Raw genomic sequence first — 26,157 nt, 5'->3', positions numbered from 1 at the left:
CCAGTGACGGACGTCCTCGAACTCTCCACCGATGTATTGGTGATCGGTGGTGGCCCCGCCGGCGCGTGGGCGGCGTTGCGTGCGGCCAAGGCCGGTGCAGACGTCGTCCTGGTCGACAAGGGATACTGCGGAACGAGTGGCGCGACGGCCCCATCCGGAACGGGTGTTTGGTACGTCGAGCCGGATTTGACAGCCCGTGAGCTGGCCAAGGCCGGACGCGAGGCGCTCGGCGGATATCTGGCCGACCACCATTGGATGGACCGCGTCCTCGAGCAGACCTACTCCAACATGGCTCTCCTCGCGGTGGAGGGTAGATATCCGTTCCCTGTCGACCCGAGCACGGGCAAGCAGATACGTACCGGCTTGCAGGGACCTGAATACATGCGACGGATGCGCACCTGGATTCGTCGAGCCGGGGTGCGGATCCTCGACCATTCGCCGGCACTGGAGTTGTTGGTGGACGGCGAGGGCCGAGTTCGCGGAGTCGCCGGATACCAGCGTCACGAACACCAGGACTACCGCGTCTCGGCAGGCGCGGTAGTGGTCGCCAGCGGAGGTTGTGCGTTTCTGTCCGGTGCGCTGGGCACCAACGTCGATACCGGTGACGGTGCATTGATGGCAGCCGAAGTCGGAGCCGAGTTCTCCGGCATGGAGTTCTCGAACGCGTACGGGATCGCGGCGGCCGGATCGACGATCACCAAGACGGCTTACTACGCGTACGCGACGTTCTTTCACGCAGACGGAAGCGTGCTCGAAGGTGCCGGTTCGGCGAAGGGGCGGTCCGTCATCGCCAGCACGTTGCGGAACGAGCCGGTCTTCGCGCAGATCGATCGGGCCGACGCTGAGGTGCAGCGTCGAATGAGGCTGGGGCAACCCAACTTCTTCCTGCAATTCGATCGCCGCGGAATCGATCCCTTCACCGACAAATTCGAGGTCGGCATGCTCGCAGAAGGCACGGTGCGCGGCACTGGGGGAATCAACGTCGTCGATGACGATTGCGCGTCATCCGTTCCGGGACTGTTTGCCGCCGGGGACGCTGCGACCCGAGAGCGAATCTGCGGAGGGTTTACCGGCGGGGGAAGTCACAACGCCGCGTGGGCGATGTCTTCTGGTTCGTGGGCGGGAACCGGTGCTGCGCGCTATGCGCTGTCGGTCGGACGTGGGTCTACCAGTGGTCTTCGCGGAGCCGGAACCGTCGGATTGCGTAATCCGGCACGAACCGGGTTTACTGCCGACGATGTGGTGAAAGCTGCTCAGGCGCAGCTGATTCCCTTCGACAAGAACTACCTCCGCAGCGGTGATCGAGTATCCGCAGCGCTCGGTGAGCTCGAATCGCTGTGGGGTGCAGTGAGTGCGGATCTGGGCGCAGATCCTGCAGGTCGGATGGCGGCGCGGCAGGCTGCCGCGATCACGGCCGTCGGTCGCTGGATGTACCACTCGACGTTGGCGCGGACCGAGACTCGGGGAATGAGCAAGCGGGACGATTATCCCGAACTCGATGTGACGCAGCACCATCACGTCCTCACCGGCGGTTTGGATTCGGTGTGGACCCGGACTTCTGAATCTGTCGGGTCTGCACTGGTGGCGTCATGATCGAGCTGGTGTCCGCGCCTGACTGCATCGGCTGCGACAAGTGCGTAGACGTTTGTCCTACCGATGTTTTCGACCGGACGCCGTCGGGCGTCCCGGTGATTGCGCGCCAATCGGATTGCCAGACCTGCTTCATGTGCGAGGCATATTGCCCGACGGATGCGTTGTATGTGCATCCGCAATCCACGCCGTTGGAAACGGCCGATGTGATCGAGGACGATCACATCGGCCGCTACCGAGAGAAGATCGGATGGGGCAAAGGGCGGGCACCTGGGTCCCTGACTGCGGTGGGCCCGGAGGTGCCCCGTCCGGTTACGACCTGACGAGAATCTTGACTGCAGTGTCGTTGTGCTCGATCAGAGTGGTGAATCCTTCGGAGATCAATTCTTCGAGCTGAATACGACCGGTGATGAATGGCGCCAGATCGACGACACCGTCCTGGACCATCTTGATGACCGCTTCATGGTCGCGTACGTACGCGATGGTTCCGCGTAGATCAATTTCCTTGAGGACCAGCTTCTGCATGTCGATGGTCGCGGGTTTGCCCCAAATCGACACGTTGACAACAACTCCGGCGGGACGGACCGTGTCGAGCATGGTGTCGAGGACCGCGTTGACGCCTGCGCACTCGAAGCCGATGTCTGCGCCGATGCCTCCGCTGAGTTCGAGGACGCGCGCTTTGACGTCTTCGGTGGTGGGATCGATGACGTAGTCGGCCACGCCACTGGAGAGCGCCTTGGCCTTGCGGGCTTCGCTGAGTTCGGTGACGATCGTCGTGACACCCAGACCCTTGAGAACTGCCGCAACGAGGAGTCCGATCGGTCCAGCTCCGCCCACGATGGCGACGTTGCCGCTTTCGGCTCCACTGCGTACGACTGCGTGATGGGCGACGCTCAACGGTTCGATGAGTGCTGCCTCGTCGAGTGGGATGTTGCCGATCTTGTGGATCCAGCGACGGTCGACGACAACCTTCTCGCTGAGCCCGCCACCTCCGCCAGCCAAGCCGATGAACCCCATCTTCGTACACAGGTGGTAGTTGCCCGCCTTGCACGGGGCGCACTCGTTGCAGACGAAGTACGGCTCGACGACGACATTTTCACCGACCTCGACGTCCGTGACACCTTCGCCGACCTCTTCGACGGTGCCGGAGAACTCGTGGCCCATCGTGACCGGCGCATTCTCGTGTGAGAGTGGATGCGGGTGTCCGGGTGCGGAGATGAAGATCGGTCCCTCGAGGTACTCGTGGAGATCCGTGCCGCAGATTCCGCACCATGCGACCTTCAGCTTGACTGTTCCTGGCCGCAATTCGGGCTCAGGGATCTCTTCGATCCGGATGTCTTTCTGCCCGTGGAACCGTGCTGCCTTCATTGATCCGCACCTCACTTCGTTGTGAATCCCCTGGTAGATCGACGTTAGGCCGATTATCGGCGTGGGTGAAGGGTTGCAACGGAATGCAATGTCGTGGAACCGATCGGCGCTGGGGAGCGTCCAATACTGTGAGCGGGTCGCGAATCAGGGGGAGTGCTGTGGGAGTGAGGGGTGCAGTGGTCTTGGTCGCGGCCACGCTGTTGGTTGGGGGTTGTTCCTCGACCGTCGAGGGCGAGGCTTTCCCTGTCGATGTGATTGGGATGTTTGATCCGTGTGAGGTTCTCAGCAATGAGGAATTGGAGAAAGTCGGAGTTGACCCGGCAACCATGGAGATTGACATCGTCGACACCCATATCGATGGGTTCAATATATGCAAGTGGGAAGGATCTTGGTTCTTCCTCCGTCTGACTTCCACAACACACTCGCTGGCGGACGTCCAAGCAAATCCGGTGATGCGCGATCTACATCGAATTCAAATTGGCGGCCGAGAGGTTCTGATGTTCCAGGAACACAATGACAAGGCGGACACCGCGTGCAATATCGCCTTCGCGACTGCTCAGTCCACGGCAATGATTCGAGTGGGTGCGAAAGTCGGTGACCAGCGCCCCGAAACGCCGTGTGAACTGGTTGAGCGGGTCGGTCTGACCGTGTTACCGCTGCTTCCCGAATAGCGCTCGGAAGAGATTCGACTCGTAGTGAATTGGAGTATGTGATGTCCGATTTGTATCTGGAGAAGAGGGTTGCAGAGGATTTGGCGAAGGCGTGTGATGATCTAATTTCGCTGTTCAGGTCACTGTCGGACGATGCGAATTTTCTCGGTCAAGTGGGAGGCTTCGGCACTCTCGGATCGGCCCGGGCACTGCAGGTTAAGTTCGAGGAGAAAGCGGTCGGCGGCCCCGACGCGCTGGTCGATGTGCTGGCGAGTCATGTCGCGGTCGTGGAGGCGATGCAGGCTCAGTTTCAAGCCTGCATCGACAACGCATTCGATCAAGAGTCGTCGAACGTCTCGACTTTGAGGTCGATCGACCAACCGAACTGAGTCAGTGGATGTGTTGCTGCCAATCGGCCGGGACACGACCCTTAGGTCCCGGCGTCGGCTGATCTACGGGATGTGAAGTGGGCGCCGCTAATTCAGGTCCGTCGTACGCCTCGTTGGTTTCGAAGCTCCAGAACCAATCCTCACCGGGTTCGTAGCTCTGCATGAACGGATGCTTCGTCGAGGCCGCATGCTTGCTCGCGTGCTGTGACGGTGAGGAGTCGCAACACCCCACGTGACCGCATTGCGCGCATCGACGCAGGTGCACCCACCAACCGCCGCTCGCATCGCATTCAACGCATCCCGCGCCACTGGGCGGTACGCTCGGATCGATCCCCGCTGGAAGTCCGTCGGTCATGGTCCACCCTCTCGCTGACTGAAGTCGGTCATTTCATCGTGCGCTTTGCCTACCGGCCGTGCAAGGGCGACTAGTCGTCGCGCGTATCCCGCGGTGGGCCCGCGATGGGCAGCAAAACTCTGAACCGGGTGTTACCGGGCTCCGACGTGACCCGAAGCTCACCACGATGCTTGCCGACCACAATTCGCCACGAAATATCAAGGCCGAGACCGGTTCCCTCACCAACAGGCTTAGTCGTGAAGAAGGGTTCGAAGATCCTGTCGATGACGTCATCGGGAATCCCGGCGCCGGTGTCGCAGATCTCGATGCACACGCGGTCACCGTCGCGGCTTGTCCGAACGGTGAGTGTTCCCGATCCGTCCATGGCAGACACCGCATTGTCGATGAGGTTGGTCCACACCTGATTGAGTTCGGCGGCGTAGGCGTCGATCGGTGGCAGCGCGAGGTCGTATTCCTTGACGACTTCGATTCCGCTTCCGATCTTTTGCCCCAACATGATCAACGTGCTGTCAAGTAGTTCGTGGACATCGATGGTCTGGAAGGGTGCGCGGTCCATCTGAGAATACTGTTTGGCTGCACCGACGAGAGTCGAAATCCTCGTTGTGGAGTCGGCGATCTCGTTCATCAGGAGTTCGGATTCGATGGTGTAATTCAGCCAGCGAATTGCGCCTTCGAGTACGGACTCGTCAACGGCTGCAGCAACATTCTCGAGCCAAGCGGTGTCGAGACCAGCCTGCACGAAGGTCGGAGCCAGATCCCAACCCTCTCGAATCGAATGATCCTCGAACCATTCACCCAACGAATCCTCTCGATCCGAGGCTTCGAGGGGAGTGAGCGTCGGCGCCTTGGCGACAACCTCTGCAACTTCCTCTTGAAGTCGCATGAGAGTGACGAGGGCATCGCGGTCGTAGGTGCCCGATGCAACCATCCCCAGTTTGTGACGCATGCCTGCGACACGCTCGCGCAAAGAGGCTGTCGCTCGAACCGCTGCGGCTGCAGGGTTATTGAGCTCGTGAGTCAACCCGGCCGACAGTGATCCGAGTGCAAGGAGTCGCTCTCGCTGATCGATGATCTGCTGAGTGTTCTTCTTGCCGAAGAAAACACCTTCGAGTAGATGGACCGCCATTGGAAACCACTCGCGCATCGCGTTGCCGAACTTGTCGGCGTCCAGGACGAAAAACGTCGAAGGAGTCGTCACTCGCATCGACCCCGCGTAGACCTGCGGTACACGATCGCCGAGATACGCCGTCCAGCCTCCCGAGTAGACGCCGCGCTGGGTGGTCCTGTTGATCTCGATGTCTTCGCCGCCCGACAGCTTGGACAGCACCACCTCGCCCTCGATGAGGACGTAGAAGCAGGTGGCAGGCTCACCTTCGAGGTAGACCTGACCTCGATCGATCTCGGTGATATGGCCTGCCTGGCAGAGTGATTCGAGCTGATCGTCGGTGAGCTTCTCGAACAGGAACAGGGTGCGAAGCAAGTCTGGGCTGCATTCAGGAATGGACATCGAATCTCCCTATTGTTGAGCGAGATAGCGGTGGACGAACATCACGGCCATCGCGCCCTCTCCGACGGCCGACGCGACGCGCTTGGCCGATTCGGCGTGTACGTCCCCGGCGACAAACACTCCGGGGACACTGGTTTCGAGATGATGTGGTGCGCGGTCGAGCGGCCACCCGTCCGGTGTGACGCCTTCGGACGGAAGGTCCGGGCCGGCAAGAACGAAGCCATTTCCGTCGCGGACCACCACGTCTCCGAGCCAGTCGGTCAGGGGAGCGGCACCGATGAAGATGAACAACCACTGAGCATCGACAGTGTCTTCTTCTCCGGTGGCTCTGTTACGCAGTGTGATTCGTTCGAGGTGATCGTCACCCTCAGCGCCGATTACCTCCGTGCACGTGCGCACGGTGATCTTCGGATTCTTTTCGATCTGCTGAATCAGGTAGTAGGACATCGAGGCTTCGAGCGAGTTGCCGCGAATGAGAATGGTGACGGACCTAGCTCCGCGGGAGAGATAGACCGCAGCTTGGCCTGCCGAATTGGCGCCGCCGACTATGTACACATCCTGCTCGCTGCACCGTGCAGCTTCGGTGACGGCCGAGCCGTAGTAAACCCCTCGACCGGTGTATGTATCGAGTCCCGGCGCCGAAAGCTGGCGATAGGAAACACCGGTCGCCAAGATGACCGAATGGGCGTCGACCGACGAACCGTCGTCGAAACGCACTGTGCGGGCCGAGCCGTTGATTTCCAAACCGGTGACGTCGCGAGCGGTGATGACTTCGGCGCCGAACTTGGTTGCCTGGCGTCTTGCGCGATCGGCCAACTGTGCGCCGGAAACTCCGTCGGGGAATCCTAGGTAGTTCTCGATTCGTGAACTCTGGCCGGCCTGACCGCCTGTCGCTCGCCGTTCGATGAGGACCGTCCGAAGTCCCTCCGAAGCGCCGTACAGGGCAGCTCCCAGACCCGCAGGGCCGCCGCCGATGACAACGAGATCGTAAAAGTCTTCGGAGAGGGTGGTACTCAACCCGAGTTTGTCGGCGAGTTCGGCGTCAGTGGGCTCGACGAGGACATCCCCATTGGATGCGATGACGACGGGAAGCCGCAGTTCGTCGGTACCGGCAGCCGAGAGCAGTCGTTGGCCTTCCGGCTCGTCCGACATGTACCAGCGATAGGCAAGTTGGTTGCGTGCCAAGAACTCTCGAACGTCGGATGATCGCTCGGACCAACGATGGCCGATCACCTTTGTTTCCTCGGCGGGGTGATGACTCGAGCTTGCCCAGGCATCGAGCAGCGCATCGATGACGGGGTACAGCTTCTCTTCCGGCGGATCCCACGGCTTGAGGAGGTAGTGGTCGAGGTCGACTACGTTGATGGCGTCGATCGCAGCATCAGTATCGGCGTAGGCGGTCAGTAGAACGCGCCGAGCTACGGGATACAGGTCCATTGCCTGTTCGAGGAACTCGATTCCACTCAAACCGGGCATGCGGTAATCGGCGACGATCACTGCGACTGCATCGCCGCGAAGTTTCATTTCGCGCAAGGTTTCGAGAGCCTGGTCGCCGGACTCCGCACGAATGATTCGGTACTTCTCGCCGTACCGCTTGCGGAGGTCTCGAACGACGGCACGCGAAACACCAGGATCGTCGTCGACGCTGAGGATCGCTGGTTTGGCCGGGGCTTTCGGTGCGCTCACTCGGTGCCTTCCCGAAGTTGTAGTCAACCTCTCCAGTATGCGACTGCTGAGCTGAGCGTCAATCGCTGGAGATGCGCTCTGAGTGAACCAGCGATCGTGACCTGGGAATTTCAAGATTGCGGGAACCGATCGAGCCTCCGATGCATCCAATAGAGTGGGTCCACATCAACAGGGGGTGCCATGCGGGGGTCGGTGGGGGTTGGGCGACTGCTCATGGCTGGGATGTTGGTGTGGGCTGCGGCAGGATGCAGCTCAGTCGTGGAGGGGGCGGCTGAGCCTGCATCCGGCCAAGAGGGTTTGTTCGATCCGTGCAAGGACATTCCGGACTCGGTGTTGGAAGAAGTGGGGCTTGATCCGGCGACCGAGGAAGTTGATATCGCCGGCGTCGAGCAGCCGGGTTGGAAAATCTGTTCGTGGACTGAGTCCTGGTATTACTTGTCGATTTTTTCGACCGAAAGTTCCATCGAGACCACCAAACAGAATCCGAACTACGTGGGATTCAAGCCCGTGACGATCGGCCAGCGAGACGGCGTCGAGTTCCATCTTCAGGCGGATGCCGACCTTGTCAGATGTTTCGTCGCCTTGCCTGCTGCGCAGGGGGCGATTTGGCTCAGCGTCGATACCAAACTTGCTCTTAAGCCCGAAGGGTCGACATGCGAGCTCACGCAACATTACGCGAACCTGCTCGATCAACGTCTCCCCAGTTAAACACGTGTTCTATCGGCCGAATTGAGGATCTAATGTCTGAGACCCATACCTGGCGAACTCCAAGTGCCCACAGCATTGACCTCGACCCAAATGTTGCAGCACAGCTTGCCGTCGCGTGTGAGGGGTTTCTTGCCGAGTTGCAAGACATGGCAGGCAACTTGAACAGACTTACTGCCTTGGACTGCTTTGGGACACTTCAGTCGGGAAAAGACATGGCTGGCAAGTTTGCCCAAAAGGCCACCGGTGGTGCCGATTCACTCGAAAAGTCTCTTCTCAGTCATGCGTTTGTAATCACCGAGATGCGGGACTTCTTCCAGCAATGCGTCGACCGCTACGGCGAAGTCGACGACTCGAATGCGTCAGCGCTGACTAGCGCTGAGACGCCTCGATAGACACAAAAAATCTCGCTGAGCCGATGGCATTCGACTCAGCGAGACTTGGGTAACGACTAGCTGGTTGGCAGGGCCTTCAACGACTTGACGGTGGCGTCGACCGCGCGAGCAGCCTCGGCGCCCTTCTTCACGAAATGCGTGCTGAAGTAGTCGACGTGCTCGGCGTGCTCGTGGAAGTGATGCGGCGTCAAGACCACCGAGAAAACCGGAACGTCGGTGTCGAGCTGCACGCGCATCAGACCGTCGATGACAGCCGTCGCCACGAAGTCATGCCGGTAGATACCGCCGTCGACGACCAGACCTGCGGCAACGATCGCCTGGTAGCGGCCGCTCTTGGCCAACCGCCGAGCATGCAGCGGGATCTCGAAAGCTCCCGGTACCTCGAAGAAATCAACCGTGTCCTTGGGGTAGCCGAGCTCGACGATCGCGTCGGTGAATCCGTCGCGTGCACGGTCGACGATGTTGCGATGCCACGTCGCCTGAATGAACGCGATGCGCTGTCCCTGGATCTCACTCATAACCATGAAACTAGCGCACTGGGAAGCATCGACGCGACCACCCGTCCTAGTCCTGCTGACGGGGGAAGGCGGTCGAACGACCCCATCCGGCGTCATTGGTGAGGTGCTCGAGGAGAGGCTGAATTCGATATGGAAGGGGATTGGTCAGAGCGATGGTCGTGGTCGAATGCGTGACGCCTGGAAGTGACACGATCTGCTCGGCCAACTTCTGCAGCGCCGCGTGCGTCGAGGTGGCGACGCGAACGAGCAAATCCTCGCGACCGGTTGTGGCGTGAATTTCGATCACCTCGGGCAACTCGGTCAGACTCCGAGCGACTGCGCTGATCTTGCCCTGCTCGAGTTCCAGACCGACAAATGCCTGAATCGGGATACCGACCTCGGGGAGATTGAGATTCGGCCGAAACCCGGTGAGAAGTCCGTTGGATTCCATGCGCTTCATTCGCGACTGGACGGTGTTGCGGGCGACGCCCAACGAGTTGGCCAACTCGGCCACACTCATCCTCGAGTCCTTGCTGAGCAGTCCGAGCAACTGGACGTCGAGCTTGTCGATGCTGAGCACTTTGTGAACCTCTCCTCAGTGATATGGGTCACTGGATGATCGAATTGACTAGTTCAAGAGATTTGCATTGACCAAATCGTAGCTCAGGCAGAGCATTGGTTCCACGAATTGCTCAGCGGGATTCTCTTTGGGTTATTTGTCCCCAATAGTACCCAACGGCCATTTCGTCCCAGTATTTCGACTGCACCCCGTTTATCCTTCGGAAAGGTCTATCCCACAATGACTCTCACCGCCGAGCCCGTGAACTCTGTTGTTTCCCATGACGACACTGCGGGCGTGTTCGATCGCGCCGACTACCTGCGCGATTACCCCCACGAGCAGGTGAGCTTCTTCCAGGATCCCGCGAGCGGCCTCAAGGCCATCGTCGCCATCCACTCCACGACGCTCGGCCCCGCGCTCGGCGGAACGCGCTTCTACCCGTACTCCGACGAATCCGCCGCAGTCACAGACGTTTTGCGTCTCTCGCGCGGAATGACCTACAAGGCTGCGGTTGCCGGCGTGGACCTCGGCGGCGGCAAGGCCGTCATCATCGGCGACCCCGCAACGGCCAAGACCGACGAATTGCTCGGCGCCTACGCAAAATTCGTCCAGACCCTCGGCGGCCGCTACATCACCGCTGGTGACGTCGGAACCAACTCCAACGATCTTGACATCATCGGTCGTAACACCGACTTCGTCGTCGGCCGCAACGCTACGGTCGGCGGTTCCGGCGACAGCGCTCCGATGACGGCCCTCGGCGTTTTCCAGTCGATGCGCGCCGCGGCACAGTCGCATTGGGGCACTCCGTCGCTCGCAGGCAAGACCGTTGGTGTCGAGGGCACAGGCAAGGTCGGCTACGAGCTGATCAAGCTTCTCCTCGCAGACGGCGCAACCGTGTTGGCGACCGACGTCAACGCCGGAGCGCTCGATCGCGTCAAGGCGGACTTCCCGCAGGTGAGCATCGTCGACAGCATCATCGACGCTGATCTCGACGTTTACGCACCGTGCGCGATGGGCGCAACACTCACCGACACGACCGCACGCTCGATCAAGGCCGAGGTTGTCTGCGGCGCTGCCAACAACCAGCTCACCGTGCCCGAGGTCGAGAACATCCTCCGCGACCGCGGCATCACCTGGACCCCCGACTACGTCGCCAACGGCGGCGGCCTCATCCAGGTTGCCGGCGAGCTGAAGGGCAACTCGGCCGAAGAGGTCAAGCTCAAGGTCGAGAAGATCTTCGACACGGTCACCGAGATCTTCGCGAAGTCGAAGAACGACGGAATCCTCGCCGGCGAGGCTGCTGACGCGGTCGCCGAGGCTCGGATCGCCGAGGCAGCTCGCGTAGCCAAGGGCTGACATCCCTCTCGCAGTCATGTAGCGCGGCCGGTCCCGACTAGTGTGGACACCAGACGAGCAGATTTTGCAGATCTGGACCACATCAGCCGGTAGACCGGCCGCTATGCGTCGGACGCCGGAAGGGCTTACATGACTGAACAATTCGCAGTGTGGACCGAGAACGACGTCGAGCAATCGGCCCGTTGGGGTTCGACGAGCAACGCCCCGGTGCCCAAGCGCATCGTCGTCGCCGACGACACGATGAAGGCCGACGACGCCTATCGCTTGGCATGCGAAGGCACGGCGTTGTTGTGGCGCGGAGATTTTCAGAACGCTCGCCAACTGTCGAAGGCCGTCGCGTCGCGCATCGACCGCAAGCCGCGCCGAGCGTCCGACGACCCAGCCAAAGCCTTCCATCTCCACCGGCAGACCCAAGGACGCCGCGCGCAGATCCTCGGTATGCTGCTCATTCCCTTGGATGCAGATCTGTCGATTCCACTCCGGCGAGCCCCGGACGCGCAAGTAGCGTTGACCGAAGCCTTCGGGATTACCGGTGAGCCTTCGGTTCGCTCGTTGCGTGACATCCTCGGCGCGATCGGCGCTCACGAGTGGCACCGCAAAGGTGTTTTCATCGAGGCTCTCGACGCACGAGTGCATCCCGCCTTCGGAGTGTTCTCACCCGTCCGCGGGGAGTATGTCGATCTTGTCGCGTCTGCTCCGCTACCGTCGACGGAATCTGCTTTCGATATCGGAACAGGTACCGGCGTTCTTGCTGCCGTCCTGGCGCGGCGTGGAGTTCAGACAGTGACGGCCACCGACCAGGACCCCCGGGCATTGCAATGCGCGCGCACCAACCTGTCGCGGCTTGGCTACGGCGATCAGGTGAACGTGGTGGAAGCAGACCTCTTTCCCGAAGGCACCGCTCCGTTCGTGGTCTGCAATCCTCCCTGGATTCCGGCCAAGGCCACCTCGCCCATCGAATACGCCGTCTACGACCCCGCTGGAGCGATGCTGAAGGGCTTCCTGACTGGTGTCGCAGCGCATCTGGACGACGGGGGAGAAGCGTGGCTGATCCTCTCGGACATTGCCGAACACCTCGGTCTCCGAACGCGATCCGAACTACACGACCTGATTGCGGCCGGTGGGCTCACTGTTGTCGATCGCATGGACGTCAAGCCGACGCACGCAAAGGTCAGTGACCGAACCGATGCGCTTCACGCTGCCCGGGCACGAGAGACGACCTCGCTCTGGCGGCTTCGCCGTCGCTGAATTCATTCTCAGTCAACGGTATTTCCCTGCCATGAAATGGTAATGAACGAGTAACAAATCGGGTCTAGCTTTCTTCGCAGTCGCACATCGTCACGCACTCCGGAGGAATCTCGATGGAAAACACTCTTGCCCGCAACGCAGCCGAAGATCTGACGAAAGGTCTTGGCCGACGCGGATTCATGAGGGCAGTCGCTGCCCTCGGTGCGGGAGTAGGCGTTGCCGGTGTGGCTTCGGGATGCGCGCACTCGAACGCGTCGCCGGCTGGATCGTCCTCCTCTGCGCTGCCGTTCGCCGATGGTGTGCCGATTCTGCAACCGGGCAGCGGAAACGTCAGCGGCGACCACTATCTGAGTTCGGATCCGTCGGACGTCATGTGGGGTTATGTGCCCAACATCCACACCCGCGAGGTGATGCGGATGAAGTCGGGTCAGACCGTCACGATCGACGCCCTCTCGCACGAGGGAATTCTCGAGGATCAAGGGCGCAATCCTCTCGAATACTTCGGTAGCAAAGGCGTTTCCGAGAAGGACGTGCTCGAAGATGCGATTGCCGTTGCGGCCGAATACAACCGAACCGAACGAAACTTCGACAAGGACGGACCGCACGTCGTCACCGGCCCGGTCTTCGTCGAAGGCGCCCAGCCTGGAGACGTACTCAAGATCGAGACTCTCGAAGCCATTCCCCGCGTGCCGTACGGCGTTGTGTCGAGCAGACACGGCAAGGGCGCTCTCGCCGTCACAGCAGACGGAACCGCTCCAGCGGGAATCACTCTGGACGAAGTCATGCCGCCGGTCGCCACAGACGGGCGCGCGACAAAGGACCCGTTGAAGTACGGCGGTGTTTCCACCTTCACGGCGATCGAAGACGGCAAGGGCGTGATGCCTTTCGGACAGTCGAAGGTGCGGTTTCCCTTGCGACCCTTCATGGGAATGATGGGAGTTGCCTATTCCTCGGATGCCGACCCGACGTCCCCGTCGTCGAACTCCATTCCTCCGACCCTGGGCGGCGGAAACATCGACATCAGGCATCTCGGTGTCGGATCAACCTTCTATTTGCCGGTATTCGCTGAAGGCGCCCTCTTCTACGTCGGTGACCCACACATGGCCATGGGCGACGGTGAGGCGGCGCTGACGGCGATGGAAGGATCGCTGCGCGGCACGTTCCGACTCAGCGTGTGCAAGAAGGATTCCGGTGACGCTCCATCGGTGGCTTTCGGGTACCCGTTCGCCGAGACCGAGGAGGCCTGGATTCCGATCGGCCTGTCCGACCCCAACGGTTCGGTCGATGGGCAGAACAGTGACCTCAACGGCGCCATGCGGCGCGCGGTGGTCAACGCACTCGACTTCCTCGAGCACGATCGCGGTATGGATCGAGCGACGGCCTACGCCTATCTTTCTGCCGCAGCCGATTTCACGGTCTCACAGGTAGTCGATCGAACCGTGGGCGTCCACGGACAGATCTTCAAATCCCACTTCGAATAGAGGGAAGGCGATCCGTCGTGTCAGGACGGATCGTCGAAGAGACTCTGTTGCAAGGGATCGGCAAACAGGCCCATCTGCTCAGGTTGCGGCTTTGCCGGCGTCTCGGTTCGAGAATTTGGCAGGACCACCAGTCGCAGAGCCCCGCGAAGACGGTCGACCATGAGTTCCCACCCACCGACCTGATCCTCGTATCCTGCAGCCTCTTCGGCGTCCCCGCGACTGTGGGCGTCCACCGCCTGACTACGGAGCTGAATCTGCCATTCGTTACTGATGTGGAGGAGCTGAAGAATCAGATCGCGATCGCGCCCGCAGACATCGGCTACCGCGTCGAGATCCTCGGCCACGTCCAGATCGAGATGCAGCAGGGTCTCGAGTTCGGGAGGCAGGTCCTCGGCCGTCAGATCGGGCTGCAGCGAGGAGGAGTCACCGCTCTTGTTCGCGAAGAAGAGGTCTCCGCCGACGCGTGCGGCGAACTCGTCGTCCACGGTACGCAGGAACGACGTCAAGGCTGCGCATGTATCGGTGAGTTGTTTGGGAACGAATGGTGAGCCCGCCACCTCGAGGAACACCGACAGACGGTCGTCGATCAAGACGAACTTGATGCGCGACCACTTGCGGTTGAGATCGGCGATGACTTCGGCTGCACGAGTGCGGTTGCTGATGTCCTGAACGAGTGGGGAGAACAACTGCACGTCCATGGACTCGGAAAGCGGACCGACGAACATGACAGTCGAACCGACCCGAATTGGTATGTCGCCGTCGCTGTCCCGCTCGGGAAGCGTGCCGAGCATGGGAAGCAAAGCGAGAGTGACCAACTCCTTGAGGTGGTCGACGTCGTTGGGCATGTAGGCCGCGGTGGGGTCGAGTGTCGGAAGTTCTGTCGACTCGACAACCGACGGATCGAAATCCGGAGTCTGCTCGTTGCCGGTGAGATCGCTGGATAGAAAAGCCGGGTGCTGCACACCGAACACATCACGGAACGCAGCGACAGTCATCGCTGCGAGCTGATCGGCCCAGTTCTGCGCCTTGTCGACGCAGAAGGCGGGGGAGTTGTTCGGATCGTCGAGATTCTCGGAAGGCGGATTCCAGCCGAGTGCGATCAACTTTTGTTCGTCGGCATCTTCGAGTCGATAGCGCGGATGAAGGAAGTCGTTGGAAGGAACCTCGCAGCGGACTGTGTTCTCGTCCCACACGAGGAACTGAACACATGGCGCTGCGCCGTCAGCTGGATCGAAGTCGCCGGTGGACGATTCGACGGCAAGCACGTCGCCGTCGACCATGATGGAAATGTGATCGCCGAGGCGACGTTGAAATTCTGCCCATGCCCGGTCGACACTGACATCGAGATCGAAGCCCATTGCGCTCATCAGCCACCTCCTTCCGCAAAAGCTCAGACCTATACGGTATCGCGAGGTCCCGACAATGCTGCTGTCCTTTTCCGGTCGACCGGATTGCAGCGGGCCACGAACCGTGACGACTAGGAAGGTTGTCGCAGGTAGATCGGGTATTTGAGAGCGGCGACTGAAGTGTGCCTGTAACCGCCGTCACGCCAGGCGGTATGCAGGCGAAAGAGCGATGACTATCCGGCGAGAACGGGCGAGACCTCGACGACGGGCGGCGTGGACCCGGTCGTGACAACTGGGGTGGTGCTGGTCTTGGTGGTCGTGGCTGTCGCGGTCGGTGACGAGGTCGCGGTAGCCGACGCGGTGGTCGTGGACGAGACCGGTGTTGTCGTACTCGTTGCAGTCGTAGTGGACGTAGCGGAGCTCGTGCTTGTCGCGGTCACCACCAGCGGCTGATTACGAGGAGCAGTCGTCTCGTCGGCGATTCGCCAGGTCGGCGTCGGCGGGATGACAACCGTGGGAACTGCAACCGAGCTGTAGAACGCGGCCGGTTCGATCCCGGCGACGGACTCCACGGAAACCGACGAGACCAGAGCGGGAGGCTTCACCACAGGGCCGCCGGAACCGAATGCGCCGGCTGCTCCGCCGAAAACGAGGCCTGATGTCAGAGAGAGAGCGGCCACTGCGACAGCGCCGATCATGACTGTTCTGTCTTTCATGCACACCTGTCCTTCGGGAGCAGTACGGAAGTACTGTAGGCGAAAAGATGCCGCAATGGAGTATCAGGGCCTGCTGGGCGGGACGCGAATCTGTGTGGCGTAGAACACAAAAGGCCCCGGGCGTCGACGCGGACGTCGGCACCCAGGGCCAGGTCAAGCAGTGAATCAGGCGGGGATCGTCAGTACCTGACCGGCGTTGATGAGATCCGGGTTCGGGATGCCGTTTGCATCCGCGATGCGCTGGTACTGGTTGCCGTCACCGTAGAAACGCTCGGCGATTGCCCACAGGGTGTCGCCGCTTTCGACGGTGTAGCTCTGCGCTGCCGGAGCGGCGGGTGCAGGCTCGGGCACCGGTGCCGGAGCGGGCTCCGGGGCAGCCTCGGCGGCCGGAGCCTCGATTGCAGTGTCCGAAGACCACAGAGCATTTCCACCGGCGGACAGAACGACGTTGCGATCGTCCTGAACCGAGAGGGAGGCACCGTCGTTACCTGCGGTCTGCGATGCCCACACGGCGTCGGAGTCCTTGTAGATGACGAAGTTTCCGTCAGCCTGCACCTCGGCGCGGTTGGCGCCGGATCCGTTGGTGCCTGCGGCCCAAACAGCCTGTCCGCCCTCGGACAGAACCAGGTTGCCGTCGTCCTGCAAGGTGAGGGTGTATGCGCCGTTGTCGGACTTGAGTTCCTGGCCGACTCCGAGGCTCTGACCTGACTGCAGTGTGCTCACGCTGTCCCTTTCCAAATCTGTTGCGATGACTGTGCCTCCACGATTCCGCTTTACCGTCCAGTTACCTTCTGGCCGTTGGTCTCGTAGGCGACCGAGTGTACGTTACCGAAGAGTACGGAGAATTGTGCAGCGTTGACGAACTGCGTGTCGAGCGTTCGGATCTTGCTGATATTAAGGCGTTTTGGGTGAAAGTGCCGGATCATGGTACGTGACCTCGTCAGGTTTCGGTGCGCATTCTCCTGAACTTCAGGTGAACTCGAAACTCTCTCAGCGCATTATCAGTAACTACTGCATTATCAGTAACCGCTAGGGGCGTAGCGACTTGCGCGTCTCGTCGTGGAGAACGGCAAGCAGTTCACGCTCGACGTCGGCGAACTCGGGCGTGGTGATCATGTCCAGCTTGCGTGGTCTCGGCAAGGGAACGTCGACTACGCACCTGACCGTTGCCGGACGCGCAGACAGAACGACCACGCGGTCGGACAGATAGATCGCTTCACGAATATCGTGGGTGATCATCAGCACGGTCCACCGGTACTGCTGCCACACGTCTTGCAGCCAAGCCTGCATCTCGGTGCGGGTCAACGAGTCCAGCGCGCCGAACGGCTCGTCGAGCAGCAGGACAGGTTTGCCCTGAACAACGGTGCGCAGCATCGCCGCTCGCTGGCGCATACCGCCCGACAGCTGTGACGGCCGGGCGTCCTCGAATCCGGACAGGCCGAACGCGGGGAACAACTCACGAGCGCGCTCGCGTGCTTCCTTCTTGCCGACTCCCTGCACTTCCAATCCGAGGGCCGTGTTGTCGAGTACCGAGCGCCAAGGGAACAGAAGATCCTTCTGCGGCATGTATGCGGTGTGCACCTCGGCGGCTGCTTCGGATTCAGTTGCGTGCGTGCCCACACGGACTGAACCCGAGGTCGGGGATTCGAGCCCGGCCAGGACGTTGAAGATCGTGCTCTTGCCGCAGCCGCTCGGCCCGATCACCGACACGAATTCGCCCGCAGCGGCGCGGAAGGACACCGAATCGAGCACGAGACGCGATTCTCCGGCCGTGTCGAACCTCTTGGTCAGGTCCTGAATTTCGACCATTGCATCCTCGACCATCGGGTCAGTCATGTCCGCGACCTTTCGTTCATCGCCCATGGTGCAACGATGCGCTCGATGGCGAACGTCAGCAAGTACAGAGTGACGCTGATCAACGCGGTCACCAGTACGGCCGCCAACACCAGGTCGGTGCGGAAGGAGTTCTTCTGGGTGCTCATGTAAATGCCCAAACCGGAAGTAGCGCCGACGTATTCGGAGAACACCGCGCCCACGACCGCGTAGGTGATACCGATACGCAGGGCGGTGAAGAATCGCGGAATCGCCGAAGGAAGGCGGACGTATCGGAACTCCTGCCAGCGAGTGCTGCCCATACTGCGCAGGAGAGCGCCCGCTTCACGGTCGGCCGCGGCAAATCCCTCGATGAGTCCGATGGTCATGGGGAAGAACGTCGCAAGCGCGATCACCAACACCTTCGGCAACAACCCGAAGCCGAACCAGATGATCATCAGCGGCGCGATGGCGATGATCGGCAGCGTCTGCGAGACGACAAAAAGTGGTACCAGCGCGCGTGACAACCACGGCGAAAAGTCCACGACCACAGCAAGAATCCAGGCCAACACCAATGAAACAGTGAAGCCGACCAACGTGACCTGCAATGTCGACCAGGCGTGGCCGGAGATGATCTCGCGGTTGTCCCACCCCTGGGACAGAACGCGCCCCGGAGACGGAAGTACCTGCGGCCGAATCCCACTGATCTCGACGTAGATCTGCCACGCCGCTACGAGGAGCACCACCACGGCGAGCGCGGGAAGCGCCCGCCGCATGGCCGAGACCAGCCGTCCGCTCACGTCAGGACGCGTCGAGATACTCATTGGTGAAGTACTCCGACCAGTCCGGCTTCTGGGTCAGCGGCTTCCCGTCGGGTCCGGCGAGCAATCCGTTGTCGAAGAGGAATCCCGAATAACCCGACCAGGTTTCGAGATTCTGCGTACCGACGACGCCGTTGGCGTCTTTCATGTAGTCGGCGGCAAGCATCCGCTGACTGTCACGGACGAGGTCTTCGTCGGTGAAAGCTCCGGGGTTCGCGTCGATGAGATCCTGCGCGGCCTGGTCCGGGTTGTCGGCAGCAGTCTGATATCCGCGTTGAACGGCTTTGACGAACTTGCGTGCCTCGTCGGGATGGTCCTTCAACCACTGCTGGTTGCCGTTGATCACGATCGAATACGCATCGGGGAAGCCGTAATCGGTGTACTGGAAGTACCGCATCGGAGTTCCGTTTCGCTCCGCTTCGAGGCCTTCCCACGCAAAGTAGGAGACCGTGAAATCTGCCTGCCCCGAGTACACGGCTTCGTACGCGGACGTTCCGAGCGTGACCGTCGTGAAGTTCCCGGTCCCGCCGTCGTTGCGGATGATCTGCTGCAGCGTTTCGACTTCGCCGGGATCGCCGAACCCGGCGTACGTCTTCCCGTCGAGATCACGTGGGCGCGTGATGTCCGCACGATCCGCCTTCACGCCGATGCCGGTGGCGCGGTGCTGAAGTGGCGCGATGACGGACGTCGTGGCGGCGCCGGCCGCTCGGGCGAACGTGGCCTGACTCTGTGTGCTGATGCCGAACTCCGCGTTGCCGGCGTCGACCAGGGTGTCGGGAGAGGTGTTGTTGTACGGCAGGATCGAGACGTCCAGACCGGCGTCCTCGAAGTAGCCCTCTTGGAGTGCAACGTACAAACCGGTGTGGTTCGTGTTCGGGGTCCAGTCGAGTGCGAACCGAATGGTCCCGTCGGAAGAGCCGGTGTCAGCGGCGCATCCGGTCAGAACTGTGAATGCGGCTGCGATCGCGGCAGACGTGGCAAGTGTGCGGCGCAGCGCCGCAAACGACATCACGACGCCGGCCAGGGCTGCTGGTGGAGTGCGGAATCCCAGAACATCAACTCGTAGCGACTGGCGATGCGGAATGCTTCACTCATCGCCTCACGCTCTGTCTCGGTGGCTGCTTCGGCCGCAGCATCGACCAGTACGCGGGCCTGCGCCACCGACTCGTGGAATTCGGGTGCGTCGTACGTCGTGACCCACTGTGCGTACGGATGCGACGGATCGGCGTCGAGTACCTCGCGCGCTGAAGCGGCAAGATCGCGGCCGACCTCGGCGTAGATCCAGAAGCAGGGGAGAACTGCCGCTGCGGAGACCGGGTAAGGCGCAGTTGCCGCAGTCGCCGTCAGATACGAGACGTATCCCAGGCAGGCCTGCGAATGCTCGAGCCTTCCGGATCCCGCTGGAAGAATTCCACCGGTGAGAAGTCCGTCGTGAAGCGCAGATTCCACTGTCGCTGCCGTGGACGCGGAATTCGACCAGAAGCCCGCCGACTGCGGATCCGGGGCGTGGGCCGCGACCAGGGACAACGCTTTCGAATACCCCTCGAGATAAAGCTTGTCCTGCTCGATGTACGTGCGGAACGCGTCGAGAGGCAAGGTTCCGTCGCCGAGGCGTTTGAGGAACTCCAGTGAGTCGATCGACTCGCGGAGGACCTTCGTCTCGGCCCAGAGCCGATCGGTGAACCGATCCGTCGACGGCGCTGTGGCCACCGAGTTTTCGGCAGAATTGTATGCAGGCTGCGTAGTAGCCATGACATCCCTTCGTCAGCATTACCTGATCAGGTTCCCGGGTGTGTTCTCAGCCCCGCCCATGCGGAGCACCCCGTGTCAGAACTAGGCGACCTTAACACCGAGCCTCTGCTTCGTCGGCGCCTACCTGGCAGTTGACTAGTCGACGCACATCGGCCTTATGTTGGTACGTTTGGTCTTGTTTGCCACACGCGCGGGTCGGGAGGGGATTCAGACATGGAGACCGACGTTCGACCGAATCTCGGCGAGGACGGAACACTCGTGATCCGTGCCCGCGGCGGAGATGCCCGCGGGTATCCGGATGGCGGAATATTCGCGTGGAAGGGCATGCCTTACGCAGCAGCGCCGGTGGGTGAACGGAGATTCCGCGCGCCGCAACCCGCTGAGCCCTGGGACGGGGTGCGCGACTGTCGTGAGTTCGGGCCGATCGCGCCGCAGGGCCAGAGCCCGGCGGTTCCGATCGATCGGGCCTTCAAAATCGACGAAGACTGTCTGTCGATCAACGTGTGGGCCCCGCGCCCCGACGGCACGCCGCGACCGGTGATGGTGTGGATTCACGGCGGCGCCTACTGCCTCGGGTCCGCCGCCCAAACGATCTACGACGGCCGTCATCTGGCTGAAACCGGTGACGTCGTTCTCGTCTCCTTCAACTATCGCGTCGGTGCCCTCGGATTCCTGGACCTGTCTGGATTCTCCACCGCGGATACCGTTTTCGAATCGAACTGTGGTCTGCGAGACCAGATTGCGGCACTCGAATGGGTTCGAGACAACATCGACGCCTTCGGGGGTGATCCGAGTGCGGTGACGGTGTTCGGTGAGTCCTCCGGCGCAGGATCCATCACGACGCTCATGACCTGTCCGAGCGCCGAAGGTCTGTTCCATCGTGCGATTGCCCAGAGTCCTCCCGCGACCTCCGTCTACGGGGCCGAGCGCGCCAAGACCGTGGCGGAGCGGTTTCTCGAACTGCTCTCGATCGACCCTGAAGACGCAGGCGATCTGCTGACCACGGATCTGGAACTGCTCGTCAAGGCAAGCGATGACCTGGTCAACGAAATTCCGACCCGGATTCCGGGAACTTTGGCGATGGCACCCGTTGTCGATCGTGATCTGGTGCCGCACTACCCGGTTGCGGCTTTCCAGAAGGGTTACGCGCACCGAATCCCACTGATCATCGGTTCCAACAAGGACGAGGCGTCGATCTTCAAGTTCATGAAGTCTCCGCTGATGCCGGTGAGCGCGCAGTCGGTCGAGGCCATGCTGCAACTGCTGGCGGATGATCACCCAGACATCTCCGCGACCAAGCTTGCCGAGATCATGTCGGCTTACCCTGATCACGCGAAACCGAGTGGCGCGCTGGCACTGTCGCGGGACGCGGCGTTTCGCATGCCGACTCTGTGGATCGCCGACGCTCACTGCAGGCATTCCCCTACGTGGGTCTACCGCTTCGATCACGCGACGCCGATGCTCAAGGCGGCGCGGATCGGTGCGGGCCACGCGACCGAATTACCTTATGTATTCGGCAATTTCGGAACCCTGAACGTCGACCCCACGTTCTGGCTGGGTGGACGGAAAGCTGCGATGGAGGTAGCCGGCCGTATTCAACGGCGATGGTTGGCCTTCGCGCGGCATGCCGTGCCGGCAGCTCTCGACGGTTCGAAGCACTGGGCGCCGTACGAGGAAGAGAGGCGGTCGACGCTGTTGATCGACTCGGCTGACACCCTCGTCAGCGACCCCGATCACGGACTGCGCGTCGCCTGGGGCAACGACGTGATGGGGTTCAACTGACGTCGGTCGAGTGTCGCGGACGATCCAGTTCGCGAAGCACCGGCAGGGAGGCACAGACTGCGGCGATCAGGATGATCGGAATCGACAGGGCCACAAAGGTCGACGCGATTCCGAGTTGATCGAGCAGAGGGCCGACCGCGAGGTAACCCAGCGGGCCGGCGGCGTAGGCAGTCGACGTCATGACACCGACGACGCGTCCGCGCATGTGCTCCGGGCTGTGCGTCTGCATGGCGTAGTTGGCGATCGGGCCGACTGGTCCGTAGACGAGCCCCTGCAGTCCGGCGAGCACGAGGATCACCCACAGCGGAGGTAGAAGCGCCATGGCAAGCATCGCTATGCCGAGAACGGCAACGGCAAAAATCATGATAAGTCGCCGGGACATGATCGGTGCCAGCGGAGCGTAGGCGAGAGAGCCGATGATGCCGCCGATCGCCAATGCCATCAGCACCGATCCGAGTTGCGCCGGTTGATCCAACTCTGTGAAGTACACCGGGAACACGACACTCTCCACCGGCATGTAGAGCGCGACGACGGCCATGTCGATCAGCGCCAGAGTGCGCAGCAGTTTGTTGTTCCAGACGAACCGAAGACCGTCGAGTGTGCCGTGCCAGATCGATTTCGGACGATGTTCGTGTTCGGGGACTCCGGCGCCAGGAAGGCGGATGAAGGCAACCACGACGATCGAGAACACAAAACCAGCCGCCGTCACCCAGAGCGTGTTCACCGCCCCGATCGTTGCGATCAGGACACCGCCGATGCCAGGGCCGATCAGATATGCGACGTTGAAATTGGCCTCATACACGCTGTTGGTGCGATCGAGCTTCCACTTGGCTGTCCGAGTTGCTGCAGGCAGCATGGACTCCCTCGCCGCCATTCCGGCGGGGTCGAACACCGCACCGAGCGCGGCCAACGCCGCGATCACCGGGATCGTCAAGCCCGCGGTGGCCGCGATGATCGGGATCGCCGCTACGGACATCGCCGAAAGAGCGTCGGAAATCATCGACGTTCGACGGCGTCCGAATTTGTCGACGAATGTCCCCGAGAACAGGCTCGACACGAGTAACGGAATGGCTGCTGCGCCGGCAACTATCGCCGCGTCGGTAGCCCTGCCGGTTCGTTCGAGAACAAGCCAGGGGAGTACGACGATGGCGATACCGTTGCCGATCGCCGAGAACAGCGTCGCGAGATTGACGAGGACGAGAGGGAGATAGCTGGGGGTAACTACGTCCTCGGATGCAGGTGGGCGCCGATCTGCTGAGGCGACCACGTTCTTTCCTTCCCCGAGATGGTGCCGACCAGGATTTCGAGAGTTTCGACGACGGCACCATCGACGCTAGCAGCGGGGGTTGTAGGTCCGCGAGTGATTTTTCGCGGACCGTCCTCGTTCGGTTATGCCTGGTAAACGGGGTTCTCTGCAACAAACTTCTCGACGTACGAGCACGTCGGAAGGATCTTCAATCCCTCGTTCCGGGTCTGATCGAGCGCTTCACGCACCACGATGGCGGCAAGCCCGCGCCCGCGAAACTGTGGGTACGTCACCGTGTGGTGGAAATCACGGACACCGGAATGGTCCGAGTACTCGGCAAAACCGGCCAGTTCGCCGTCGACACGGATCTCGAAGCGCGTTTCCGCGGAGTTGTGCGCCACTGTCTCGGTCATCTTCGGGCTCCGTTTCGAAAGGGCGGCCGGTTGCGGCGCGCCGCGTCTGCGTTCTGTGGAGCCACGCTACCTGGCAGGCGGTCCGCAATATCGCTTGCCGGCGTGAGTTCCGTTACTTAGCGCAACTACAACTGGACGACCGTTCAAGGGACCTTGGTCGTGTCGGATCAGGAAGAAAACTGGTCTGTACGTGCCGATTTGCCCGTACTTTTGTGCCCACATTGGGTGATACATATGCATCGCGAACGTAAACATCCCAATATGTGGGACTCGTCACAAAGTTTTTTGTCATCTGTTCGGATGGATTAAGTGGAGGGCCTGAAACGGGCAAATTGCAGGTCAGCGGGGCGCGGATTGTGTGTCGGCGAAGGGTGCGAGCGCCCGGAAACCCCAGGGGTATTGCCTTGGTCATCAGATCGTTTCTCGGACGTGATCCCAAAGACCCGCTTGGGGGGTTAGCGTTTGAATCGTCGGGGATAGAAGAAGCGTTACAACTTCGCCAAAAAAACTTTGGTGCGGCTTCGCAACGGTTCGATTTCGAGTCTTCGTCGGACAACTTCGAGGAAGGAACGCACATGATTTTCGGGCAGCGTGAGTCGAACAGTTACTTTGCCGCAATTTTTTCGTACGACTTCCTTGACGAAGGTCTGGGATACGAGACCATCGCACGGATCCACCGGGGCGAGATCTGCGAGTGGATTCGCGATCTCGAGGCGTCCGGGTTGTTCTCGGCCGCGGAGGTCCATGCCGCCGAACTGGCATGGCGCGAAAATCCACGCCTGCTCCTCGACGCCCTTCTCGAGGACGCCGACGAGGTCTCGGTCAAGCGCTGGGAGATTGCGTGGACGAGGCTAGAGCGTCAGTCGCCGGCAGCCGGAACCGCGGTGGCAGAGCACGGCTGATCCAGTCGGGCCGAGTCGACTGCCCAGTCTGCGTCAAGATCAACCGTCTGCGTCAGATCAGCGGTCGACGACTATCACATCTTGATCAGTAAGCACGGTGAATTGCGCGCCAGCAGTGGTCAGCGCTGCGACCGTCCGCGCGGTCACCTGCGGATCTTCGAGTAACGAATCGCCGCCGTGCGGCACTATCGCGAAGTCGACCAGCGCGAGCCCGGACCAGATCGGGTCGATACCGCACGTAGGCGTGACTTCAGCGGGGTCGTCCGATGCGTCGAGCCCGATCAGAGTCGGAGTCGCCAGACACGCTCCCGCGCTGTATCCCGCATAGGCCACGAGGCCCGAACGAACCAGCATCTCGATGACCCGATCTGCGCCGCTTCGGGCTAGCTGAGCTCGCAGGACGAACGTGTTTCCGCCGCGAACCCACAGGCAGTCGAATTCGCGAAGCCGGACTTCGAGTGCTTCCGGTGCCCCCAGGAAGTCTCGGACGTCAACTTCCTCTGCCGTGAAGCCCGCGGCCCGCAATGGGGTCAATTCGCTTGTCACTGCCGAACTGCGGGCATTGACGGGCCACGAATCTGCAGCCGCGGCGATCACCGCTATGCGCGCGCCGCGGCCTACAAGATCGACAAAAGCCTCGCGGTGGTCGCCGAAACGGTAGGACGAGAGAAACAGTTTCACTTCTCAGTACCTTCGCGACCTACCCACCCAGCTCTCAAATCGTGAACGCCAGATTGTCGACGACGCGTGCGCCCACCGTGGTGTCGCCGCGAAGTGAGATGTCGGTTCGATGATCGGACGCGTGGACGCGGCCACCGGCAATCCGGGTGAAGAGCGGTGAGCTCATCGAGATGGTCGTGGTCGCCGGACCGTCGAGCTCCGGGACGAGCGTTGCACGCGCATCGACCGAGATGTGAAGTGAACGGGCAAGTGGCCCTTCGAGTTCGAAAGTGATCCGTGCTCCCTCGGGTGCCTTTCCTCGTTTCCCGACGACAAATCCGAGCGCGCTGGTGATTTCGCCGAATGCAGTCTCCGCGCGCAATCCGCCTTCCTCGCCCGGAATGCCGACTGCATCTCTGATGTCGAGTTCGTGCATCCAACAGTCGAAGGTCCGAATGCGCATGAACCGGCCATAGGGCGCAAGACCGACCGGTGTCTGTGTCTCGGCGTCCCAGTCGGCGCCCGTCATCGAGCGAAGTGCCTCGGTTCGGCTGGCGGTGATATCGCGGTAGTGCGCCAACAGGTCCGCGTGCGGTGTCCGCCTCAGGCCTTCGACCCAGCGCTCGTTGAATGCAGCAATCTCGTTGCGGACGTGGGGCAATGCGTGGACGTCGAGGTCGATCGACGGCGGATTGATGCCCGCGAGCAGTGATTCCGTACCGATCAGGTGGGACACGATGTCATGGACCGTCCACCCCGGAAGGTTGGATGGTGCCAACCACTGGTCACCGTCGAGTTCGGCAAGCAGTGCGTCGATGACTCTCCATTCCTCGGTCAACGCGTCGACTACTGCGTCCTGGGGCCAACCACTCATGCGGACATCTCCTGTTTCGGACGGTGCGGTTCTCCTCACTGTATGTC

28 protein-coding genes and 1 riboswitch are annotated in these 26,157 nt (G+C 61.3%); of the genes, 11 read left to right on the top strand and 17 right to left on the bottom strand.

Features of this window, described 5'->3' with window-relative positions:
• The first annotated feature begins 3 nt into the window (after positions 1-3).
• Entirely contained in the window at positions 4-1,593 is a 1,590-nt protein-coding gene (locus QMA15_RS22395; protein WP_290286510.1) for an FAD-binding protein, read from the top strand.
• On the top strand, positions 1,590-1,913 hold the full coding sequence (locus QMA15_RS22390; protein ID WP_007726052.1) for a ferredoxin family protein: 324 nt from the start codon (positions 1,590-1,592) through the stop codon (positions 1,911-1,913). Before QMA15_RS22395 ends, QMA15_RS22390 begins: the two co-directional genes overlap by 4 nt.
• Here the strand turns inward: QMA15_RS22390 and QMA15_RS22385 are convergent.
• Entirely contained in the window at positions 1,903-2,958 is a 1,056-nt protein-coding gene (locus tag QMA15_RS22385; protein WP_003941279.1) for a 2,3-butanediol dehydrogenase, read from the bottom strand. The two genes, QMA15_RS22390 and QMA15_RS22385, sit on opposite strands and share 11 nt — an antisense overlap.
• 176 nt (positions 2,959-3,134) lie before the next feature.
• Between QMA15_RS22385 and QMA15_RS22380 the strand changes: the two genes are divergently transcribed.
• The gene (locus QMA15_RS22380) at positions 3,135-3,629 is read left to right on the top strand and encodes a DUF3558 domain-containing protein (protein WP_290286507.1); all 495 of its coding nucleotides are present in this window, start codon (positions 3,135-3,137) and stop codon (positions 3,627-3,629) included.
• Between the two features lie 41 nt (positions 3,630-3,670).
• Positions 3,671-3,997, top strand: a complete 327-nt coding sequence (locus tag QMA15_RS22375; protein ID WP_290286567.1) for a hypothetical protein — start codon at positions 3,671-3,673, stop codon at positions 3,995-3,997.
• Position 3,998: 1 nt separating this feature from the next.
• Here QMA15_RS22375 and QMA15_RS22370 read toward each other — a convergent pair whose 3' ends face one another.
• The 3 genes from QMA15_RS22370 to QMA15_RS22360 all read right to left on the bottom strand — a co-directional run bounded on the left by QMA15_RS22370 (position 3,999) and on the right by QMA15_RS22360 (position 7,545).
• Positions 3,999-4,352 carry a UBP-type zinc finger domain-containing protein gene (locus QMA15_RS22370; RefSeq protein WP_003941317.1) on the bottom strand — a complete coding sequence of 118 codons (354 nt, stop codon included), beginning with the start codon at positions 4,350-4,352 and terminating at the stop codon, positions 3,999-4,001.
• A 70-nt stretch (positions 4,353-4,422) separates the two neighbouring features.
• A complete protein-coding gene (locus tag QMA15_RS22365; protein ID WP_003941311.1) occupies positions 4,423-5,859 on the bottom strand; it encodes an ATP-binding protein in 1,437 nt (478 codons plus the stop codon).
• A gap of 9 nt (positions 5,860-5,868) precedes the next feature.
• Entirely contained in the window at positions 5,869-7,545 is a 1,677-nt protein-coding gene (locus QMA15_RS22360; RefSeq protein ID WP_029255750.1) for an FAD-dependent oxidoreductase, read from the bottom strand.
• Positions 7,546-7,725: 180 nt separating this feature from the next.
• Here QMA15_RS22360 and QMA15_RS22355 point away from each other — a divergent pair, with 180 nt between their 5' ends.
• Together QMA15_RS22355 and QMA15_RS22350 are read left to right on the top strand one after the other, a co-directional pair.
• Entirely contained in the window at positions 7,726-8,253 is a 528-nt protein-coding gene (locus QMA15_RS22355; RefSeq protein ID WP_310504002.1) for a DUF3558 domain-containing protein, read from the top strand.
• Between the two features lie 212 nt (positions 8,254-8,465).
• Positions 8,466-8,645, top strand: coding sequence for a hypothetical protein (locus QMA15_RS22350; RefSeq protein WP_290286502.1), 180 nt, complete (start codon positions 8,466-8,468; stop codon positions 8,643-8,645).
• Between the two features lie 56 nt (positions 8,646-8,701).
• Here the strand turns inward: QMA15_RS22350 and QMA15_RS22345 are convergent, their stop codons facing one another.
• The gene (locus QMA15_RS22345) at positions 8,702-9,163 is read right to left on the bottom strand and encodes a 6,7-dimethyl-8-ribityllumazine synthase (protein ID WP_050655365.1); all 462 of its coding nucleotides are present in this window, start codon (positions 9,161-9,163) and stop codon (positions 8,702-8,704) included.
• A 46-nt stretch (positions 9,164-9,209) separates the two neighbouring features.
• Positions 9,210-9,722: an Lrp/AsnC family transcriptional regulator gene (locus QMA15_RS22340; RefSeq protein ID WP_003941343.1), complete on the bottom strand. Its 513-nt coding sequence runs from the start codon at positions 9,720-9,722 to the stop codon at positions 9,210-9,212.
• 219 nt (positions 9,723-9,941) lie between these two features.
• Between QMA15_RS22340 and QMA15_RS22335 the strand changes: the two genes are divergently transcribed.
• The 3 genes from QMA15_RS22335 to QMA15_RS22325 all read left to right on the top strand — a co-directional run bounded on the left by QMA15_RS22335 (position 9,942) and on the right by QMA15_RS22325 (position 13,786).
• Entirely contained in the window at positions 9,942-11,057 is a 1,116-nt protein-coding gene (locus tag QMA15_RS22335) for a Glu/Leu/Phe/Val dehydrogenase dimerization domain-containing protein (RefSeq protein ID WP_060938982.1), read from the top strand.
• A gap of 129 nt (positions 11,058-11,186) precedes the next feature.
• Positions 11,187-12,305 carry a class I SAM-dependent methyltransferase gene (locus tag QMA15_RS22330; RefSeq protein WP_279164021.1) on the top strand — a complete coding sequence of 373 codons (1,119 nt, stop codon included), beginning with the start codon at positions 11,187-11,189 and terminating at the stop codon, positions 12,303-12,305.
• A 113-nt stretch (positions 12,306-12,418) separates the two neighbouring features.
• Positions 12,419-13,786 (top strand): acetamidase/formamidase family protein, encoded by a 1,368-nt coding sequence (locus QMA15_RS22325; protein ID WP_046378835.1) that lies wholly within the window; start codon positions 12,419-12,421, stop codon positions 13,784-13,786.
• A 20-nt stretch (positions 13,787-13,806) separates the two neighbouring features.
• Here the strand turns inward: QMA15_RS22325 and QMA15_RS22320 are convergent, their stop codons facing one another.
• The 7 genes from QMA15_RS22320 to QMA15_RS22290 form a co-directional block, all read right to left on the bottom strand.
• Entirely contained in the window at positions 13,807-15,153 is a 1,347-nt protein-coding gene (locus QMA15_RS22320) for a hypothetical protein (protein ID WP_070385708.1), read from the bottom strand.
• A 212-nt stretch (positions 15,154-15,365) separates the two neighbouring features.
• Positions 15,366-15,848 carry a hypothetical protein gene (locus tag QMA15_RS22315; protein WP_020970103.1) on the bottom strand — a complete coding sequence of 161 codons (483 nt, stop codon included), beginning with the start codon at positions 15,846-15,848 and terminating at the stop codon, positions 15,366-15,368.
• A gap of 165 nt (positions 15,849-16,013) precedes the next feature.
• On the bottom strand, positions 16,014-16,571 hold the full coding sequence (locus tag QMA15_RS22310; RefSeq protein ID WP_279164020.1) for a LysM peptidoglycan-binding domain-containing protein: 558 nt from the start codon (positions 16,569-16,571) through the stop codon (positions 16,014-16,016).
• A 306-nt stretch (positions 16,572-16,877) separates the two neighbouring features.
• Positions 16,878-17,672 (bottom strand): ABC transporter ATP-binding protein, encoded by a 795-nt coding sequence (locus QMA15_RS22305; protein WP_290286563.1) that lies wholly within the window; start codon positions 17,670-17,672, stop codon positions 16,878-16,880.
• Positions 17,673-17,680: 8 nt separating this feature from the next.
• A complete protein-coding gene (locus QMA15_RS22300; protein ID WP_041815060.1) occupies positions 17,681-18,484 on the bottom strand; it encodes an ABC transporter permease in 804 nt (267 codons plus the stop codon).
• The gene (locus QMA15_RS22295) at positions 18,462-19,490 is read right to left on the bottom strand and encodes an ABC transporter substrate-binding protein (protein WP_020908360.1); all 1,029 of its coding nucleotides are present in this window, start codon (positions 19,488-19,490) and stop codon (positions 18,462-18,464) included. The genes QMA15_RS22300 and QMA15_RS22295 overlap by 23 nt, the downstream gene beginning before the upstream one ends.
• On the bottom strand, positions 19,490-20,233 hold the full coding sequence (locus QMA15_RS22290) for a TenA family protein (RefSeq protein WP_020970100.1): 744 nt from the start codon (positions 20,231-20,233) through the stop codon (positions 19,490-19,492). Before QMA15_RS22290 ends, QMA15_RS22295 begins: the two co-directional genes overlap by 1 nt.
• Positions 20,221-20,316, bottom strand: a riboswitch (TPP riboswitch). Its footprint overlaps the gene before it by 13 nt.
• A gap of 130 nt (positions 20,317-20,446) precedes the next feature.
• Between QMA15_RS22290 and QMA15_RS22285 the strand changes: the two genes are divergently transcribed.
• Complete coding sequence (locus QMA15_RS22285) at positions 20,447-22,015, top strand: carboxylesterase/lipase family protein (protein ID WP_256065407.1); 1,569 nt, start codon at positions 20,447-20,449, stop codon at positions 22,013-22,015.
• Here QMA15_RS22285 and QMA15_RS22280 read toward each other — a convergent pair.
• Positions 22,008-23,192: an MFS transporter gene (locus QMA15_RS22280; RefSeq protein ID WP_153211270.1), complete on the bottom strand. Its 1,185-nt coding sequence runs from the start codon at positions 23,190-23,192 to the stop codon at positions 22,008-22,010. The two genes, QMA15_RS22285 and QMA15_RS22280, sit on opposite strands and share 8 nt — an antisense overlap.
• Positions 23,193-23,404: 212 nt before the next feature.
• Complete coding sequence (locus QMA15_RS22275) at positions 23,405-23,674, bottom strand: GNAT family N-acetyltransferase (protein WP_020908356.1); 270 nt, start codon at positions 23,672-23,674, stop codon at positions 23,405-23,407.
• Between the two features lie 575 nt (positions 23,675-24,249).
• On the opposite strand from QMA15_RS22275, the gene QMA15_RS22270 reads away from it, so the two are divergent.
• Entirely contained in the window at positions 24,250-24,576 is a 327-nt protein-coding gene (locus QMA15_RS22270; RefSeq protein ID WP_003941297.1) for a hypothetical protein, read from the top strand.
• 57 nt (positions 24,577-24,633) lie between these two features.
• Here the strand turns inward: QMA15_RS22270 and QMA15_RS22265 are convergent, their stop codons facing one another.
• Entirely contained in the window at positions 24,634-25,257 is a 624-nt protein-coding gene (locus tag QMA15_RS22265) for a Type 1 glutamine amidotransferase-like domain-containing protein (RefSeq protein WP_279164019.1), read from the bottom strand.
• A 34-nt stretch (positions 25,258-25,291) separates the two neighbouring features.
• Complete coding sequence (locus tag QMA15_RS22260; RefSeq protein ID WP_069147276.1) at positions 25,292-26,110, bottom strand: maleylpyruvate isomerase family mycothiol-dependent enzyme; 819 nt, start codon at positions 26,108-26,110, stop codon at positions 25,292-25,294.
• Positions 26,111-26,157 lie beyond the last annotated feature (47 nt).

Origin of the sequence: Rhodococcus sp. APC 3903 (assembly GCF_030407755.1) — a bacterium.
Taxonomy (GTDB): domain Bacteria; phylum Actinomycetota; class Actinomycetes; order Mycobacteriales; family Mycobacteriaceae; genus Rhodococcus_F; species Rhodococcus_F erythropolis.
Note: the sequence above shows the minus strand (reverse complement) of the source record. Positions and strands in the feature narration are given on the sequence as shown.

Excerpts from the sequence above, each read along its gene's own strand:
- QMA15_RS22315 (WP_020970103.1), bottom strand. The coding sequence starts at position 15,848 with ATGAAAGACAGAACAGTCATGATCGGCGCTGTCGCAGTGGCCGCTCTC.
- QMA15_RS22355 (WP_310504002.1), top strand. The coding sequence starts at position 7,726 with ATGCGGGGGTCGGTGGGGGTTGGGCGACTGCTCATGGCTGGGATGTTG.
- QMA15_RS22335 (WP_060938982.1), top strand. The coding sequence starts at position 9,942 with ATGACTCTCACCGCCGAGCCCGTGAACTCTGTTGTTTCCCATGACGAC.
- QMA15_RS22370 (WP_003941317.1), bottom strand. The coding sequence starts at position 4,352 with ATGACCGACGGACTTCCAGCGGGGATCGATCCGAGCGTACCGCCCAGT.
- QMA15_RS22300 (WP_041815060.1), bottom strand. The coding sequence starts at position 18,484 with ATGAGTATCTCGACGCGTCCTGACGTGAGCGGACGGCTGGTCTCGGCC.
- QMA15_RS22290 (WP_020970100.1), bottom strand. The coding sequence starts at position 20,233 with ATGGCTACTACGCAGCCTGCATACAATTCTGCCGAAAACTCGGTGGCC.
- QMA15_RS22385 (WP_003941279.1), bottom strand. The coding sequence starts at position 2,958 with ATGAAGGCAGCACGGTTCCACGGGCAGAAAGACATCCGGATCGAAGAG.
- QMA15_RS22270 (WP_003941297.1), top strand. The coding sequence starts at position 24,250 with ATGATTTTCGGGCAGCGTGAGTCGAACAGTTACTTTGCCGCAATTTTT.
- QMA15_RS22350 (WP_290286502.1), top strand. The coding sequence starts at position 8,466 with ATGGCTGGCAAGTTTGCCCAAAAGGCCACCGGTGGTGCCGATTCACTC.
- QMA15_RS22295 (WP_020908360.1), bottom strand. The coding sequence starts at position 19,490 with ATGTCGTTTGCGGCGCTGCGCCGCACACTTGCCACGTCTGCCGCGATC.
- QMA15_RS22325 (WP_046378835.1), top strand. The coding sequence starts at position 12,419 with ATGGAAAACACTCTTGCCCGCAACGCAGCCGAAGATCTGACGAAAGGT.
- QMA15_RS22330 (WP_279164021.1), top strand. The coding sequence starts at position 11,187 with ATGACTGAACAATTCGCAGTGTGGACCGAGAACGACGTCGAGCAATCG.
- QMA15_RS22365 (WP_003941311.1), bottom strand. The coding sequence starts at position 5,859 with ATGTCCATTCCTGAATGCAGCCCAGACTTGCTTCGCACCCTGTTCCTG.
- QMA15_RS22305 (WP_290286563.1), bottom strand. The coding sequence starts at position 17,672 with ATGGTCGAGGATGCAATGGTCGAAATTCAGGACCTGACCAAGAGGTTC.
- QMA15_RS22285 (WP_256065407.1), top strand. The coding sequence starts at position 20,447 with ATGGAGACCGACGTTCGACCGAATCTCGGCGAGGACGGAACACTCGTG.
- QMA15_RS22375 (WP_290286567.1), top strand. The coding sequence starts at position 3,671 with ATGTCCGATTTGTATCTGGAGAAGAGGGTTGCAGAGGATTTGGCGAAG.
- QMA15_RS22390 (WP_007726052.1), top strand. The coding sequence starts at position 1,590 with ATGATCGAGCTGGTGTCCGCGCCTGACTGCATCGGCTGCGACAAGTGC.
- QMA15_RS22260 (WP_069147276.1), bottom strand. The coding sequence starts at position 26,110 with ATGAGTGGTTGGCCCCAGGACGCAGTAGTCGACGCGTTGACCGAGGAA.
- QMA15_RS22345 (WP_050655365.1), bottom strand. The coding sequence starts at position 9,163 with ATGAGTGAGATCCAGGGACAGCGCATCGCGTTCATTCAGGCGACGTGG.
- QMA15_RS22275 (WP_020908356.1), bottom strand. The coding sequence starts at position 23,674 with ATGACCGAGACAGTGGCGCACAACTCCGCGGAAACGCGCTTCGAGATC.
- QMA15_RS22320 (WP_070385708.1), bottom strand. The coding sequence starts at position 15,153 with ATGAGCGCAATGGGCTTCGATCTCGATGTCAGTGTCGACCGGGCATGG.